16 protein-coding genes and 1 pseudogene are annotated in these 13,688 nt (G+C 67.9%); 11 read left to right on the plus strand and 6 right to left on the minus strand.

The genetic code is table 11. The features are described 5' to 3' along the window. Positions 1–14: 14 nt before the first annotated feature. The 3 genes and pseudogenes from arsB to RJ03_RS33420 form a co-directional block, all read right to left on the minus strand. Positions 15–1,531 (minus strand): annotated as a pseudogene (gene arsB / locus RJ03_RS33410) (ACR3 family arsenite efflux transporter). Further along, positions 1,528–1,908: an ArsR/SmtB family transcription factor gene (locus RJ03_RS33415; RefSeq protein WP_051025620.1), complete on the minus strand. Its 381-nt coding sequence runs from the start codon at positions 1,906–1,908 to the stop codon at positions 1,528–1,530. The pseudogene arsB and the gene RJ03_RS33415 overlap by 4 nt, the downstream one beginning before the upstream one ends. Positions 1,909–1,983: 75 nt before the next feature. Then, on the minus strand, positions 1,984–2,538 hold the full coding sequence (locus RJ03_RS33420; RefSeq protein WP_036510767.1) for an ArsI/CadI family heavy metal resistance metalloenzyme: 555 nt from the start codon (positions 2,536–2,538) through the stop codon (positions 1,984–1,986). Between the two features lie 97 nt (positions 2,539–2,635). Here RJ03_RS33420 and RJ03_RS33425 point away from each other — a divergent pair, with 97 nt between their 5' ends. The 4 genes from RJ03_RS33425 to RJ03_RS33440 all read left to right on the plus strand — a co-directional run bounded on the left by RJ03_RS33425 (position 2,636) and on the right by RJ03_RS33440 (position 5,094). Further along, entirely contained in the window at positions 2,636–2,995 is a 360-nt protein-coding gene (locus RJ03_RS33425; protein WP_036510770.1) for an Rv2640c family ArsR-like transcriptional regulator, read from the plus strand. Between the two features lie 141 nt (positions 2,996–3,136). Continuing rightward, on the plus strand, positions 3,137–3,730 hold the full coding sequence (locus tag RJ03_RS33430) for a TetR/AcrR family transcriptional regulator (RefSeq protein ID WP_036510773.1): 594 nt from the start codon (positions 3,137–3,139) through the stop codon (positions 3,728–3,730). Beyond that, a complete protein-coding gene (locus RJ03_RS33435; RefSeq protein ID WP_036510776.1) occupies positions 3,727–4,560 on the plus strand; it encodes an alpha/beta fold hydrolase in 834 nt (277 codons plus the stop codon). The genes RJ03_RS33430 and RJ03_RS33435 overlap by 4 nt, the downstream gene beginning before the upstream one ends. 105 nt (positions 4,561–4,665) lie before the next feature. Further along, entirely contained in the window at positions 4,666–5,094 is a 429-nt protein-coding gene (locus RJ03_RS33440) for a hypothetical protein (RefSeq protein ID WP_036510780.1), read from the plus strand. A 20-nt stretch (positions 5,095–5,114) separates the two neighbouring features. Here RJ03_RS33440 and RJ03_RS33445 read toward each other — a convergent pair whose 3' ends face one another. Continuing rightward, complete coding sequence (locus RJ03_RS33445; RefSeq protein ID WP_036510782.1) at positions 5,115–5,744, minus strand: VOC family protein; 630 nt, start codon at positions 5,742–5,744, stop codon at positions 5,115–5,117. Then, positions 5,741–6,901 (minus strand): MFS transporter, encoded by a 1,161-nt coding sequence (locus RJ03_RS33450; RefSeq protein ID WP_245552470.1) that lies wholly within the window; start codon positions 6,899–6,901, stop codon positions 5,741–5,743. The genes RJ03_RS33445 and RJ03_RS33450 overlap by 4 nt, the downstream gene beginning before the upstream one ends. Positions 6,902–7,033: 132 nt before the next feature. Between RJ03_RS33450 and RJ03_RS33455 the strand changes: the two genes are divergently transcribed. From RJ03_RS33455 to RJ03_RS33480, 7 genes are all read left to right on the plus strand, one after another. Further along, the gene (locus RJ03_RS33455) at positions 7,034–7,486 is read left to right on the plus strand and encodes a winged helix-turn-helix transcriptional regulator (protein ID WP_036510786.1); all 453 of its coding nucleotides are present in this window, start codon (positions 7,034–7,036) and stop codon (positions 7,484–7,486) included. A gap of 93 nt (positions 7,487–7,579) precedes the next feature. Continuing rightward, positions 7,580–7,825 carry a microaggregate-binding protein 1 gene (gene mbp1 / locus RJ03_RS33460; protein WP_036510789.1) on the plus strand — a complete coding sequence of 82 codons (246 nt, stop codon included), beginning with the start codon at positions 7,580–7,582 and terminating at the stop codon, positions 7,823–7,825. A 41-nt stretch (positions 7,826–7,866) separates the two neighbouring features. Continuing rightward, positions 7,867–8,025, plus strand: coding sequence for a hypothetical protein (locus RJ03_RS37655; protein ID WP_157121807.1), 159 nt, complete (start codon positions 7,867–7,869; stop codon positions 8,023–8,025). A gap of 31 nt (positions 8,026–8,056) precedes the next feature. Beyond that, positions 8,057–8,521 carry a CinA family protein gene (locus RJ03_RS33465; RefSeq protein ID WP_036510792.1) on the plus strand — a complete coding sequence of 155 codons (465 nt, stop codon included), beginning with the start codon at positions 8,057–8,059 and terminating at the stop codon, positions 8,519–8,521. Between the two features lie 152 nt (positions 8,522–8,673). Further along, entirely contained in the window at positions 8,674–10,179 is a 1,506-nt protein-coding gene (gene prpD / locus RJ03_RS33470; RefSeq protein WP_036510793.1) for a 2-methylcitrate dehydratase PrpD, read from the plus strand. Next, on the plus strand, positions 10,176–11,090 hold the full coding sequence (gene prpB / locus RJ03_RS33475) for a methylisocitrate lyase (protein ID WP_036510797.1): 915 nt from the start codon (positions 10,176–10,178) through the stop codon (positions 11,088–11,090). Before prpD ends, prpB begins: the two co-directional genes overlap by 4 nt. Then, a complete protein-coding gene (locus RJ03_RS33480; protein WP_036510800.1) occupies positions 11,090–12,214 on the plus strand; it encodes a bifunctional 2-methylcitrate synthase/citrate synthase in 1,125 nt (374 codons plus the stop codon). Before prpB ends, RJ03_RS33480 begins: the two co-directional genes overlap by 1 nt. Positions 12,215–12,234: 20 nt before the next feature. Here RJ03_RS33480 and RJ03_RS33485 read toward each other — a convergent pair whose 3' ends face one another. Then, positions 12,235–13,680 carry a lipase maturation factor family protein gene (locus RJ03_RS33485; RefSeq protein WP_036510803.1) on the minus strand — a complete coding sequence of 482 codons (1,446 nt, stop codon included), beginning with the start codon at positions 13,678–13,680 and terminating at the stop codon, positions 12,235–12,237. Between the last annotated feature and the right edge of the window lie 8 nt (positions 13,681–13,688).

The following is a 13,688-nucleotide window of genomic DNA, read 5'->3' on the forward strand; positions in this document are numbered from 1 at the left end:
GCGGGCGGCAGGATTCACGACGTCGGCGGCAGGAGTTCGGCGATGAGATCCTCTATGCGAGAACGGATGTCGTCGCGGATCCGCCGCACGGCGTCGATGTCTCGCCCGGCCGGGTCGTCCAGTTGCCAGTCGCGGTAGTCGACGCCGGGGAAGTACGGGCAGGTGTCGCCGCAGCCCATGGTGATGACGATGTCGCTGACGCGGACGGCGCCGGGCGTCAGCACGGCCGGGGCGCCGGCGGTGATGTCGATGCCGGCTTCGCGCATGGCCTGCACGGCTACCGGGTTGATGCGGTCGGCGGGTTCGGTGCCGGCGGAGCGGACGTCGATGCGGTCACCGGCGAGGTGGGTGAGAAAGCCCTGGGCCATCTGCGATCGTCCGGCGTTGTGCACGCAGACGAACAGGACGCTGGGTTTCATTGGTGTGCAGAGCCTTTCGCCGGTGCCGGAACATCGGCGTCGGTCGGGACATCGGGGGTGGCCGGGAACCGGTTGCGCAGGGCGAGGGACACGTAGACCAGGCCCACGAGGACCGGCACTTCGATCAGCGGGCCGACGACGCCGGCGAGGGCCTGTCCGGAAGCGGCGCCGTAGGTGGCGATCGCGACCGCGATGGCGAGTTCGAAGTTGTTGCCCGCGGCGGTGAAGGCGAGGGTGGTGGTCCGTGCGTAGCCGAGGCGGGCCACCCACCCGTAGAGGTAGCCCCCGCCCCACATGATCGCGAAGTACGCCAGCAGTGGTACGGCGATGCGTGCGACATCCCAGGGGTGGGCGGTGATGTTGTTGCCCTGCAGGGCGAACAGGATCACGATCGTGAACAGCAACCCGTACAGCGCCCACGGTCCGATGCGCGGCAGCAACCGCCCCTCGTACCACTGCCGGCCGCGGGCCCGCTCGCACAGCTGCCGCGTGAGAAAGCCCGCGACCAGCGGAATGCCGAGGAAGATCAGCACCGATTTCGCGATCTGCCACGGTGAGGTGTCGATCGTGGTTCGTTCGAGTCCGAGCCATCCGGGCAGAACCGAGAGATAGAACCAGCCGAGTACGGCGAACATGACGACCTGGAAGATCGAATTCAACGCCACCAGAACGGCGGCCGCTTCGCGGTCTCCGCAGGCCAGGTCGTTCCAGATGATCACCATCGCAATACATCTGGCGAGACCGACGATGATCAGGCCGGTCCGGTATTCGGGCAGATCCGGTAGAAGCAGCCACGCGAGGGCGAACATCAGCGCGGGCCCTGCGACCCAGTTCAGCACCAGCGAGGCGAGCAGCAGACGCCGGTCGCCGGTGACGGTGTCCAGCCGGTCGTAGCGGACCTTCGCCAGCACCGGGTACATCATGATCAGCAGGCCGAGCGCGATGGGCAGCGAGATGCCGTCGACCTGCACCGCCGACAGGGTGCCGCCCAGTCCGGGGACGAGTCGCCCGAGCAGCAGACCCGCGGCCATGGCCACGCCGATCCAGACCGGCAGGAAGCGGTCGAGAGTGGACAGTCTGCCGGCGACCGCGGTGTCGCCGGTGGTGCTCACGTGTGCACCCCGAGCCCGGCCTGTTCGGCGAGCAGATCCGAAAGACGTTGCAGTGCTTCGGGAATCACCCGGTAGTACACCCAGGAGGCGCGACGCTCACCGGTGACCAACCCGGCCTCGCGCAACACCTTCAGGTGATGGGAGATGGTCGGCTGAGTGACGTCGAGCCCGTCGGAGATGTCGCAGACACAGGCTTCGCCACCGGCGCGCGCCGCGATGGCCGACAGCACCCGCAACCGGACGGGATCGCCGAGGGCCTTGAACATCGCCGCGAGGTCCTGGGCCGCCTCGGCGCCCACGACCGGCCGCACCCGCGGCGTGGTCACACACCCTGCCGGTGCGGCCATGGCCGCCGAAGGCAACTCCTGTTTAGACATCCGTCGATATTGACAGGCATCGATATGAGTAGTCAAACGAAGTCCGGGTGAACAAGCGCGCCCGCGGGCTGGTGGTCAGCTGCAGCAGGTGGCTCCGCCACCGACGGCGTCGCGCTGTGCTTCGGCGGCGCAGCAGGCACCTTCGGTGGCGGCGTCGGCGGCACTGCCGCAGCAGGGTTCCGCGGCCGAGGTATCGGTGTCCGACCCGCAGCACGCCTGCACGGCCTTGGTGTCGTCGGCGAATTCCGGTGCGTCGCCGAATGTCTCGGTGTCTGCCAGTACGGTGTAGACCTCCCATTTCTCACCGTGCGGTCCGGTGACCCACACCTTGTCCTGCCGGGCGAAACAGCAGGTCGTGCCGATCTGCTCCGCGGTGAACAATCCGGCTCGTGACAGGCGCGCGATCTCGTCGTGGACCTGTTCGGACGTCTCCACCTCGACGCCGAGGTGGTTGATCGTCCCACCGGCGCCGGTGTTCTCCAGCAGTACCAGCTTCAACGGCGGCTGCTCGACGGCGAAATTGGCGTAGCCGGGCTCGAGCTTGGCCGGTTCGGTGTCGAACAGGGTGGAGTAGAACGCGACCGCTCGATCGAGGTCGTCGACATTGAGGGCCAGCTGTATGCGGGACATGAGAACCTCCGTGGTCCGATATATGTCGAAAAGGTTGGCGGTTTCGAGTCTGCTCCACCTTTTCGACATATGTCAATCCCGCCGGTAGCATGGTTTCATGCCCAAAGCGCTTCCCGTGATCGATATGTCCGCTCCGGTGTGCTGCGCGCCGGTGGCGGCCGGGCCGGTCGACGATGTCGCGGCCCTGGAGGTGGCGTTGCGACTCAAAGCGCTCGCCGACCCGGTGCGGGTGAAGCTGATGTCGCTGCTGCTGGCGAGTCCGGATTCCGGCGAGAACGGTGGTGACCTCGCCGCCGCGGTGGGGCTGGCGGAATCGACGGTCAGCCATCATCTCGGTCAGCTCCGCAAGGCCGGGCTGGTCGAATCCGAACGTGCCGGCATGAATGTCGTCCACCGCGCCAAACGTGATGCGCTGGCGGTGTTGTGCGTAGTGCTGGACCCCAACTGCTGCCGGTGAATACCTCCGTCCGGTGACCTCTCCGAGGTCTCCGCGAGGTCGCCGTCCGGCCCTATTCATATCCCGGGCGGAATATCGCTGGGCGCACCGAACCTAATACGTTTAGGATGATTCCTAAGTAGATTAGGTTAGGAGCCGTGGATGTCGCCCCGTGCCGGGTTGTCCCGAGAGCGAATCGCCCGTGCCGCAGCGGAATTGGCCGATGAGGTCGGATTCGCCCATGTCACCCTGTCCGCGGTGGCCCGCCGGTTCGGGGTGAAGGATCCCAGTCTCTACACCCACGTGCGCAACCTGCGGGACCTGCAGGTGCAGGTGGGATTGCTGGCGGGGGCGGAGATGAACGAGCGGATCGGCGCGGCGGTGGCCGGTCGGTCCGGACGCGACGCGCTGTTCGCCTTCGCCGACGCGTATCGCTCCTACGCCCTCGACCATCCGGGCCGGTACGCGGCAACGCAGATCCGCATGAATCCCGACGAGGTCGCCGGAGAGCCGGCCCTGCTGCGTGGGATCGAGCTCACCGCGGCGCTGCTGCGCGGTTACGGGTTGAGTGAACCCGGCTCGACCGACGCAGGACGCCTGCTGCGCAGCACATTTCACGGTTTCGCCACCCTGGAGGCGGCCGGCGGATTCGCTCACTCCAGGCCGGTCGACGCCAGCTGGCACCACATTCTCGACGCCCTGCATCGCACCCTGACGCAGTGGCCGAGCCCCACCGAAGAGAAAGCAGCGCAATGAGATCCGACACTCTGGCCGTCCCCGGCGCCACCCTGTACTACGAAATGCGCGGCGACGGGCCACTACTGCTGTCAATTCCCGGTGGCGGCGGTGACGCGGGCGTCTTCGACGAGATGGCCGAGGTCCTGCAGCGCCACTTCACCGTCGTGGCGCTCGACCCGCGCGGATATTCGCGCAGCGTTCTCGACAACGGGCCCGAGCGGCAACATGTGGCGGTGCAGTCCGGCGACGTGGCCCGGCTGCTCGCGCATCTGACCGACGAGCCGGCCTTCGTCTTCGGCACGAGCAACGGCGCGATCGTCGGACTCGACCTGCTGGCGAGACACCCAGGCCGGGTGCGCGCACTGGTAGCTCACGAACCACCGTGCTTCGCGGTCCTACCGGACGCCGACCGGCACCTCGCGATGGTCGAGGAGGTGCATGCGCTGCTGCACACCGAGGGAGTCGCCGCGGCCGGGGCGAGATTCCTGGCGGGTATCGGTCCCGCGATGAAACCGGCGCCCGAGGTGTCGCAGCTGTCGGAGCGTGCCGCGCAGACGTGGGCTCGCCTCGCGGCCAACGGCCCGCTCATGATCGAACACGAGTTACGTGAATTCACCTCGTACACACCGGATTACAGTGCGCTGGACCCGGTGTCCGAGCGGCTGGTGCTCGCGGTCGGCCGGGAGATCCGAGGGTGCCTGCCCTATCGTCCGGCGGTCGAGATCGCGGCCCGGCTCGGACTCGCGGTGGTCGAGTTCCCCGGGGCGCACAACGGCATACGCACCGAGGCGAAGGAATTCGCGAACCAGCTGATGGAGGTTCTGTCGGCGGAGATTACGTCAACGTAGCGTCATCCGACGGATTCGTAGCGGCACCGTTGGCGGCCATGCTCGATGAGTGTCCGGCACCGCGAACCCGCGGGCCGGCGGCCCCACCGGTTTCGAGGAGTTCTCATGACCACAGTCCGTTTTCATCTCATCTCCGCGCTGACTCCCGCCGAGGTCGTGGGTGTCCTCACCGATTTCGGCCCGTCCCGAGCGGAGGTGTGGCCGACGATCGATGCCGAGCACTTCGTCGTGCACGAGCAGGGCGAGGGCTGGGCCGAGGTGACCGAGGGTACGGAGGCCGCCTGGGAGCGTGCCCGCTACGAGTGGGATCCGGCGGGTGACACGGTGACCGTCACCACCCGAAATTCCAAACTCTTCGGCGCCGGTGGTGGCTGGGTGTTCCGTGCCACGCCCGCACCGGAGGGCAGCCGCGTCGAGGTCGAACTGACTCGGACGCCGCGGGCCTTCAAGGGGAAGCTCCTCGCCGCGCTGCTTCCCCTGGTCGGCCCGTCGTCGCTGCGCAAATCCTTCCGAGTTCCGTTGCGGGCGGCCTGATTTCGGCCGCGCCACCCGGCTCAGCCCTCGACCTCCCACACGAATCCGTCGGGATCGGTGAAGGAACCGAGCGGGCTGGTGACGGCGATCCGATGCGACCCGGAGCCTTCGGCCGGGACGCCGGCGTCCTTCGCGGCGGCCTTGCGCCCGTAGAGCGCGAGCTTGACCGACCCGGCCGGCGACTCGAATTCGGCGTACTTGCCGCCGAAGCTCTTCGCCACGGTCAAGCCGCGTTCGACGTAGAACTGCTTGGTGGCCTTGACGCTCTCGACCCCGAGCAGCAGGACGAAATCGTCGACGTCGCGGGTGGCCGGTCCGGTGTCCTTCTTCGCGGAGGTCGCGATCTTCCAGACCGCGCCGTCGGGAGCCTGCACGACGCCGCCGTAGCCCCAGAAACTCTTCTTGGCCGGCTTCACCGTCGTCGCGCCCGCCGCGACCGCGGAACCGATGAAGCTGTCCACGGTGCTCGGCTGGGATACCACGAGGGAGAGGATGTATCCGCGGAAGCCGGTGGTCTCCGCGTCCGACTTACGGACCCGCAGCCGGTCGCCGAGACCGAACGCGGATTCGTAGAAGGCCGCGGCGGCAGCCGGGTCCGGGGTCTCGACGACGACCGATGCGATGGTGCTCTGAGCAGTGGTGATGTTCATGTCGAAGACGTTATCGGCGATCGCGGGTCGGTCGCTTCTCGATTCCTGATCACTCCGGGAGCTCTCGCGATCGTCCAGACCGCGACGCCGCCGACCGCGAAGGCGGCGCCGAGAATGCTCGACCCGGTCCATCCGGCGGCGGAGTACGCGGCGGTCGTGCCCGCCGCGCCGAGGGCCGAACCGACCGAATAGAAGAGCATGTAGTTGCCGATGATGCTGCTGGTCCGGTCGGGGTGGGCGGCGGTGAGCAGATGCTGATTGCCGACATGCACGGCCTGGACGGCGAAATCGAGGACGACCACGCCTGCGACGAGCAGCCACAGCGACCACGATCCTTGTGCCGTGGCCAGCCATGAGACGGCCAGCAGTACCAGTGCCGCCCCGGTGACCGGGTGCGCGAAACCGCGGTCGGCCCAGCGTCCGGCCCGGCCCGCACCCAGGGCGCCCGCCAGCCCGGCGAGCCCGAACAAGCCGATCCGCGCGGTGTCGAGATGCCACGGCGAGGCCGCGAGCGGGAGTGCCAGGCCGCTCCAGAGCGTGCCGAAGGAGGCGAACAGGAAGAAGGCGATCAGGCCGCGCGAGAGGAGGAGTCGGTCACCGAACAGCGTGCGCGAGGTGTGCAGCACCTGCCGGTAGCGAGTGCGGCCGGTGCGGGTGTCGGCAGGTAGGAGCATGAGGACGAGGCATGTCAGCGCGACGAGGAGGACGGCCCAGGCGGCGTATACGCTGCGCCAGCCCCAGGCGGTGGCCAGAGCGCCCGCGACGATGCGCGCACCGAGAATGCCGACGACGACGCCGGAGGTCACCATGCCCAGGGTGCGTCCGCGCTGCTGCGGTGCCGACACGGCCGCCGCGTAGGCGACCGTCGTCTGCACCACGACCGCGAACAGGCCGGCCAGCGCCAGTCCGGTGAGCAGCACCCACGTGCGCGTGGCGGTCGCGGCGATAGCGACCCCCACCGCGGTGAGCGACAGATGTGCGGCGATGAGCTTGCGCCGGTCGATCGTGTCGCCCAGGGGAACGAGGAAGACCAATCCGGCCAGGTACCCGAGCTGCCCGACCGTGACGATCCAGCCCAGGTCGCCGGCCGGCACGCCCAGGTCGTCGCCGATCTGCGTGAGTATCGGCTGGGCGGAGTAGACGGTCGCGACCGACACCGCGCAGATCGTGGCGAACAGTAGGCGCCGCCCGAGAGGTAGGAACACCGAGACTCCAAATCAGTAGCGTTTTGCAACTGTTCGAACGGTACGTCACAATGGTTTCAATCAGCAACCGTTGAGGAGGGCGTGATGACGCAGCCGGTACTCGCCGACACCGAGTGGACCGATCCGGCGTGTCCGGTCGCGCGCACGCTCGACCTGGTCGGCGATCGGTGGAGCCTGCTGATCGTTCGCGACGCGATGGACGGCGCCCGGGCATTCCGAGATTTCCAGCAGGCCACCGGAATTGCGCGCAACATCCTCACCGACCGGCTCCGGAGACTGGTCGCGCGCGGCATCCTCGAACGCGCGCCGGGTCCGTCGGGCCGACGGCACATCTACACCCTCACTCCGGCCGGCCGGGACCTGTTCACCGTCGTCGTCGCCTTGCGGCAGTGGGGTGAGCGGCACGCGTTCGGCCCGGCCGAGGAACACTCCGTGCTCGTCGACGAACGCGGTGTCCCGATTCCCGAGCTGCGGCCCGCGAGTTCGGGGGGCGGCGCCGTGGACTCGGAAACGACCTTCGTGCGCAAGGCGGGCTGAGCGCGTCGACTCCGTCACAGGTAATCGTCCGATTGAGCACCGCTGCGCTGGGTAGGCGTTGCATGTCAGGAAATTGCGACGGAAGGGGACTCCGTGTCCGACCACAACAGTGGCCCGCGTGAGGGCATCAAGGGCGTCGTCGAGGATGTGAAGGGTAAGGCCAAGGAGGCGGCCGGCATCGTCACCGGCAACAACGACCTCGAGTCGGAGGGCCGCGCGCAGCAGGACAAGGCCGAATCGCAACGCGAGGCGGCCGAGAAGGAGGCGCAGGCCGAAAGGGCCCGGGCCGAGGCCAAGGTGGACGAGGCGCGTCAGCAGTCCCACCAGCAGGGAAGCTAGTTTCCCGACCGCTCACCCGTTCCGTGCCGGAGGAGGTTCTCGTGGTTTCACACGACGTCATCGCCCAGCTTCGCCAGGACATCACCACTGCGTCCGATGCCGGAGACGAGGCCGAAGTGCAACGGCTGCAACGTGAACTCGACACCGCGCTGCAGGCGTACCGCGAAAACGGAGACGACGCGGAACGGGAAGCGGAATGAACGACACCGTGGCCGCCCGGGAGGCGGGGCGATGACCGAGGGTGCCGCCGAGCGGATCGCCGAACTGGCCGCAGCGGCCGGTTCGACGATCGCGGTCGCGGAATCACTGACCTCGGGCAAGATCGCCGCTGCCCTCGGCGCGGCACCGGATGCGGGACAGTGGTTTCGCGGCGGGGTCGTCGCCTACAGTCCGGAGGTCAAACGCTCCGTCCTGGACATGCCCGATGTCCCCGTGGTGTCGCGGCCGGCCGCGGAGGCGCTGGCGGCGAATGTGCGGAAACTGCTCGGCGCGAGCTATTCGGTCGCGGTCACCGGTGTCGGTGGTCCCGAACCGAGTGACGGCGAAGCGCCCGGCACGGTGTGGTTCGCCACCGCCTCCGAGACCGCGGTCACCGCGTGCCGAGCCGAATTCGACGGTGAACCGGAAGAGGTCCTCGAGCAGACGGTGCGCTTCGCGCTGAGCTGTCTGCTGGACCGTCTGACCGCGGATCGATAAACGGTCCGAGGACGACGACACCGTCCACAAGGTTCGCAACTTCGCCGGATCGCTTACGCAGAACTAGGCAGTTGCAACGTATTTCGACGGGTATCCGTCCTGAGTAGCGTCCGAATCATGCGATTCGACGATGTACTCGGGAGGTCCCGGCTGTGAAGAATCACCTCGTTCGCACGCACCGCTCGGCGGAGGTGTTCCCGCGAACGGAACATCTCGCGTGGCGGATAGCCGAGGTCGCCACGGATCCGGTCGCGGTGGCGCCGGACACCGAAGCGATGATCGTCAACCGGATCATCGACAACGCCGCGGTCGCCGCCGCATCGATCACCCGGCGTCCGGTGGCGCACGCCCGGGCCCAGGCACTGGCGCACCGGTATCGACCGGGCTCCTCGGTAGTCGGTGTCCCCGGCACGTATTCGCCGGAATGGGCGGCCTGGGCCAACGGTGTCGCGGTGCGCGAACTGGATTTCCACGACACATTTCTCGCCGCCGAGTACTCCCATCCGGGCGACAACATCCCGCCGATTCTGGCCGCCGCCCAACATGCCGGACGCAGCGGCCGCGACCTCGTTCGCGGCCTGGCCACCGGCTACGAGATCCAGATTGATCTGGCGCGGGCGATCTGCCTGCACGAACACAAGATCGACCACGTCGCCCATCTGGGCCCCTCGGCCGCCGCCGGAATCGGTACGGCGCTCGGCCTCGACACCGAAACCATCTATCAGGCCATCGGTCAGGCGTTGCACACGACGACCGCGACCCGCCAGTCCCGCAAGGGGGAGATCTCCAGCTGGAAGGCCTATGCGCCGGCCTTCGCGGGAAAGATGGCCATCGAAGCCGTCGACCGGGCCATGCGCGGCGAGGGTGCGCCCGCCCCCGTCTGGGAGGGCGAGGACGGGGTGATCGCCCGATTGCTGTCCGGCCCCGACGCCGAATATTCGGTGCCGCTGCCGGGTCCGGGCGAACCGAAGCGAGCGATCCTCGACTCCTACACCAAGGAGCATTCGGCCGAATATCAGAGCCAGGCGCCGATCGATCTGGCCCGGCGCATGCGCGCCCGCATCGGCGACCTCGACGAGGTGGCCTCCATCGTGTTGCACACCAGTCACCACACTCACGTGGTGATCGGCACCGGCTCCGGGGATCCACAGAAATTCGATCCCGAGGCCTCGCGGGAAACGCTCGACCACTCGGTCATGTACATCTTCGCGGTCGCGCTGCAGGACGGGACCTGGCATCACGAGCGGTCCTACGCACCCGAGCGTGCCCGCCGGCCCGACACGGTCGCGCTGTGGCACAAGATCTCCACCGCCGAGGATTCGGAATGGACCCGGCGCTACCACTCCACCGATCCCGCCGAGAAGGCGTTCGGTGCGCGCGCCGAGGTGACACTGACCAGCGGTGAGGTGATCGTCGACGAACTCGCGCTCGCCGATGCCCATCCGCTCGGCGCGCGGCCGTTCGCCCGCGAGCAGTACATCGCCAAATTCCGCACCCTCGCCGAAGGAGTCGTCGACGCGGCCGAGCAGGACCGCTTCCTCGACGCCGCGCAGCGGGCGAGCTCGCTCGCGCCGGGTGAACTGGCGCAGCTGACCTTCGCGGTGTCCGACGAGGTGCTCGCCCGCGCCCCGAAATCGCCGAAGGGATTGTTCCGATGACCGGATTGCTCGCCGCTACCACCTCCGCCGCCGACAAACGCGTCGCCTTCCGCGCCGGACTCGCCTCGGGGACGATCCAGCGGTTTCCCGGTGCCTTCAATCCGTTGGTGGCCACGCTGATTCAGGAAATCGGTTTCGAAGGCGTCTACGTCTCGGGTGCGGTGGTGTCGGCGGAACTGGGGCTGCCCGATATCGGGCTGACCACGCTGACCGAGGTCGCGGGCCGCGGTGGACAGGTCGCCCGGGTGACCGATCTGCCGGTGCTCATCGACGCCGACACCGGCTTCGGGGAGCCGATGAACGCGGCCCGCACCGTGGCGCTGCTCGAGGACGCCGGACTCGCGGGCTGCCACCTGGAGGATCAGGTGAATCCCAAGCGCTGTGGCCACCTCGACGGCAAGGCCGTCGTACCTGCCGACGAGATGGTGCGTCGCCTGCGCGCGGCCGTCTCTGCGCGGCGCGACCCGAATTTCGTGATCTGCGCCCGCACCGACGCCGCCGGAATCGAGGGCATCGACGCGGCGATCGACCGCGCCCGCGCCTACGCCGACGCGGGGGCCGACCTGATCTTCACCGAAGCACTCGGCGGCGCAGCCGATTTCGAGAAATTCCGGGCCGCGGTCTCGATTCCGCTGCTGGCCAATATGACCGAGTTCGGCAAATCCGACCTGTTGCCGGCGCGGACACTGGAATCCATCGGCTACAACGCGGTGATCTATCCGGTGTCCACCCTGCGCCTGGCGATGTGGGCGGCCGAGACCGGGCTGCGCGAAATCCACGAGACCGGAACCCAGGCGGGACTGCTGGATCGGATGCAACATCGCAGCCGCCTCTACGACCTGTTGCAGTACGAGCGCTACAACGAATTCGATTCCGACATCTTCACATTCCCCCTGGGAAGGAACCAGTGATGACGATGGCCGCGACTCCGGCGATCAACAAGGGCCTGGCGGGCGTCGTCGTCGACACCACCGCGATTTCGAAGGTGGTGCCGGAAACGAATTCGCTGACCTACCGGGGCTATGCCGTCCAGGATCTGGCGGCGCACTGCACGTTCGAGCAGGTCGCCTACCTGCTGTGGTACGGCGAACTGCCGAACGACGCCCAGCTGGAGCGGTTCTGCCAGCAGGAACGCGCGGCCCGGCGAGTCGATCGGTCGCTGCTGTCGCTGGTGGCGAAACTGCCCGACACCTGCCATCCGATGGATGTGGTCCGCACGGCGATCAGCTATCTCGGCGCCGAGGATCCGCTCGAGGAGGACAATTCGCCGAAAGCCAACCGCGCCAAGTCATTACGCATGCTGGCGGTGCTGCCGACCATCGTGGCCGCCGACCATCGCCGCCGGCACGGGCTGGACCCGATCGCCCCGCATTCGCACCTGGGATACGCGCAGAACTTCCTGAACATGTGTTTCGGGACGGTGCCGGCGCCGGAACTGGTGCGGGCCTTCGAAGTCTCGTTGATTCTCTACGCGGAGCACAGTTTCAACGCCTCCACGTTCGCCGCGCGGGTGGTGACGTCGACGCAGTCGGATATCTACAGCGCGGTCACCGCCGCCATCGGCGCGCTGAAGGGACCGCTGCACGGTGGTGCGAACGAGGCGGTCATGCGTGACATGCTCGACATCGGCGAGCCCGAGCGAGCCGAGGCGTGGTTGCGGAAGAAACTGGCGGACAAGCAGAAAGTGATGGGCTTCGGCCACCGGGTCTACAAGAACGGCGATTCCCGGGTGCCGACGATGAAGCGGGCGTTGCTCGATATCGCCGCCGCCACCGACGGCGGCCGGTGGGTGCGGATGTACGAGATACTGGAAAGCACGATGTCCGAGGCCACCGGGATCGCGCCGAATCTCGACTTCCCCACCGGCCCCGCGTATTACCTGCTCGGCTTCGACATCGAGACCTTCACCCCGATCTTCGTCATGAGCCGGATCACCGGCTGGGCCGCCCACATCATCGAACAGGGCGCCTCGAACGCGCTGATCCGCCCGCTCAGCGAATACGTCGGCGTCGAGCAGCGGTCGGTCCTGGCCTGACCGGCTCCAGGCCGGGCGGATCAGCCGTGCCGGATGCGAGGGGAGGCGAGGGCGGTCGGTGGGACGTAATCGCCGACCGCGTCGCGGTGCCACCACACGTGGTCGCGGCGGAGTTCTTCGCGGGTGCTGAATCGGTAGAGGTAGTGCCGGACTCGCACGTGGGCGGGCGGGGTGTCCGGAAAAGGGTTGTGCCGCAACAGATGCAGGGCGGCCGGGTCGTTGGTCAGCAGTCGCCGCAGGAACGGGCCCAGCCAGGAGCGGGCGTAGACCGGGGAGATGGCGGCGAACCACATCAGCCAGTCCAGGCGCAGATGATAGGGCGCCCACTGGCGCGGCAGCCGGTGCGGATCACCGGGCTTGCCCTTGAAATCGTATTCCTCCCAGTGGGTTTGCTCGGTGATGTGCCGGTCGCGGGTGCCCTCCACCACCAGTTCCCAGCGCCGGCGCTCGATCCGCCCGAACGCGCCGTAGGTGTTCACCAGGTGGTACCGATTGAAGCTGGCGTTCATCTGCTGGTGCCCGGACAACAGGTTCCGGATCGGCCAATAGCTGAGCACGACTACCGCGGCGGTGAAGGCGAGGACCACCGCGACGAACCACGTGGGCGGGTCCGTGAACGCGGGCCGGTCGGGCAGCGGCAGGACGGTCGCGGCCGAGCGGGCGTCGATCGCGGTGCAGGCCAGCAGGATCGTCAACCAGTTGAGCCAGGCGAAATTGCCGGACAGGACCAGCCACAGCTGGGTGACCACGACGACCGCGGCGGCGATGCTCGCGACCGGCTGCGGAGTGAACAGCGCGAACGGCACGACCAGCTGCGCGATATGGTTCGCCGCTACCTCCACGCGGTGCAGCGGTCTGGGCAGGTGGTGGAACAGCCAGCTCAGCGGGCCGGGCATGGGCTGGGTTTCGTGGTGGTAGTACAGGCAGGTCAGATCGCGCCAGCAGGGGTCGCCGCGCAGTTTGATCAACCCCGCGCCGAACTCCACCCGGAACAGCAGCCAGCGCGCCAGCCACAGCACGAGAATCGGTGGCGCGATGTCGTCGTTGCCGAGAAAGATCGCCAGGAATCCCGTCTCCAGCAGCAGCGATTCCCAGCCGAACGAATACCAGGCCTGGCCCACGTTGACGATCGACAGATACAGCACCCACGCCGCGAACCACAGCAGCATCGCCGCCCACAGCGGCACTCGATCGTCGGCCCCGGCCGCCAGGGCCACCGCCAGCGCCGCCCCGGCCCAGGCGACACCGGCGAAGAACCGGTCCGAATAGTGCAGATGGAACAGGCTCGGCGAACCCCGGAACGAGGAGCGGGCCAGGAACGCGGGCACCGGCAGCATGCCGTCGGCGCCGATGAGCGCCCGGAACTGCCGCGCGGCGCCCACGAACGCGATCAGATAGACGACCGCGAGGCCGCGTTGGAACACCTCGCGCGCGAACCAGTAGCCGGGCGCCGTGAACCACTGCATGTTCGGGG

This window comes from Nocardia aobensis NBRC 100429 (assembly GCF_000308375.1).
Taxonomy (GTDB): Bacteria; Actinomycetota; Actinomycetes; order Mycobacteriales; family Mycobacteriaceae; genus Nocardia; species Nocardia aobensis.

Coding starts and splice junctions, on each gene's coding strand:
- RJ03_RS33485 (WP_036510803.1), bottom strand. CDS start 13,680: ATGCAGTGGTTCACGGCGCCCGGCTACTGGTTCGCGCGCGAGGTGTTC.
- prpB (WP_036510797.1), top strand. CDS start 10,176: ATGACCGGATTGCTCGCCGCTACCACCTCCGCCGCCGACAAACGCGTC.
- RJ03_RS33465 (WP_036510792.1), top strand. CDS start 8,057: ATGACCGAGGGTGCCGCCGAGCGGATCGCCGAACTGGCCGCAGCGGCC.
- RJ03_RS33455 (WP_036510786.1), top strand. CDS start 7,034: ATGACGCAGCCGGTACTCGCCGACACCGAGTGGACCGATCCGGCGTGT.
- RJ03_RS33440 (WP_036510780.1), top strand. CDS start 4,666: ATGACCACAGTCCGTTTTCATCTCATCTCCGCGCTGACTCCCGCCGAG.
- RJ03_RS33415 (WP_051025620.1), bottom strand. CDS start 1,908: ATGTCTAAACAGGAGTTGCCTTCGGCGGCCATGGCCGCACCGGCAGGG.
- RJ03_RS33425 (WP_036510770.1), top strand. CDS start 2,636: ATGCCCAAAGCGCTTCCCGTGATCGATATGTCCGCTCCGGTGTGCTGC.
- RJ03_RS33420 (WP_036510767.1), bottom strand. CDS start 2,538: ATGTCCCGCATACAGCTGGCCCTCAATGTCGACGACCTCGATCGAGCG.
- RJ03_RS33480 (WP_036510800.1), top strand. CDS start 11,090: ATGACGATGGCCGCGACTCCGGCGATCAACAAGGGCCTGGCGGGCGTC.
- RJ03_RS33445 (WP_036510782.1), bottom strand. CDS start 5,744: ATGAACATCACCACTGCTCAGAGCACCATCGCATCGGTCGTCGTCGAG.
- RJ03_RS33430 (WP_036510773.1), top strand. CDS start 3,137: ATGTCGCCCCGTGCCGGGTTGTCCCGAGAGCGAATCGCCCGTGCCGCA.
- RJ03_RS33435 (WP_036510776.1), top strand. CDS start 3,727: ATGAGATCCGACACTCTGGCCGTCCCCGGCGCCACCCTGTACTACGAA.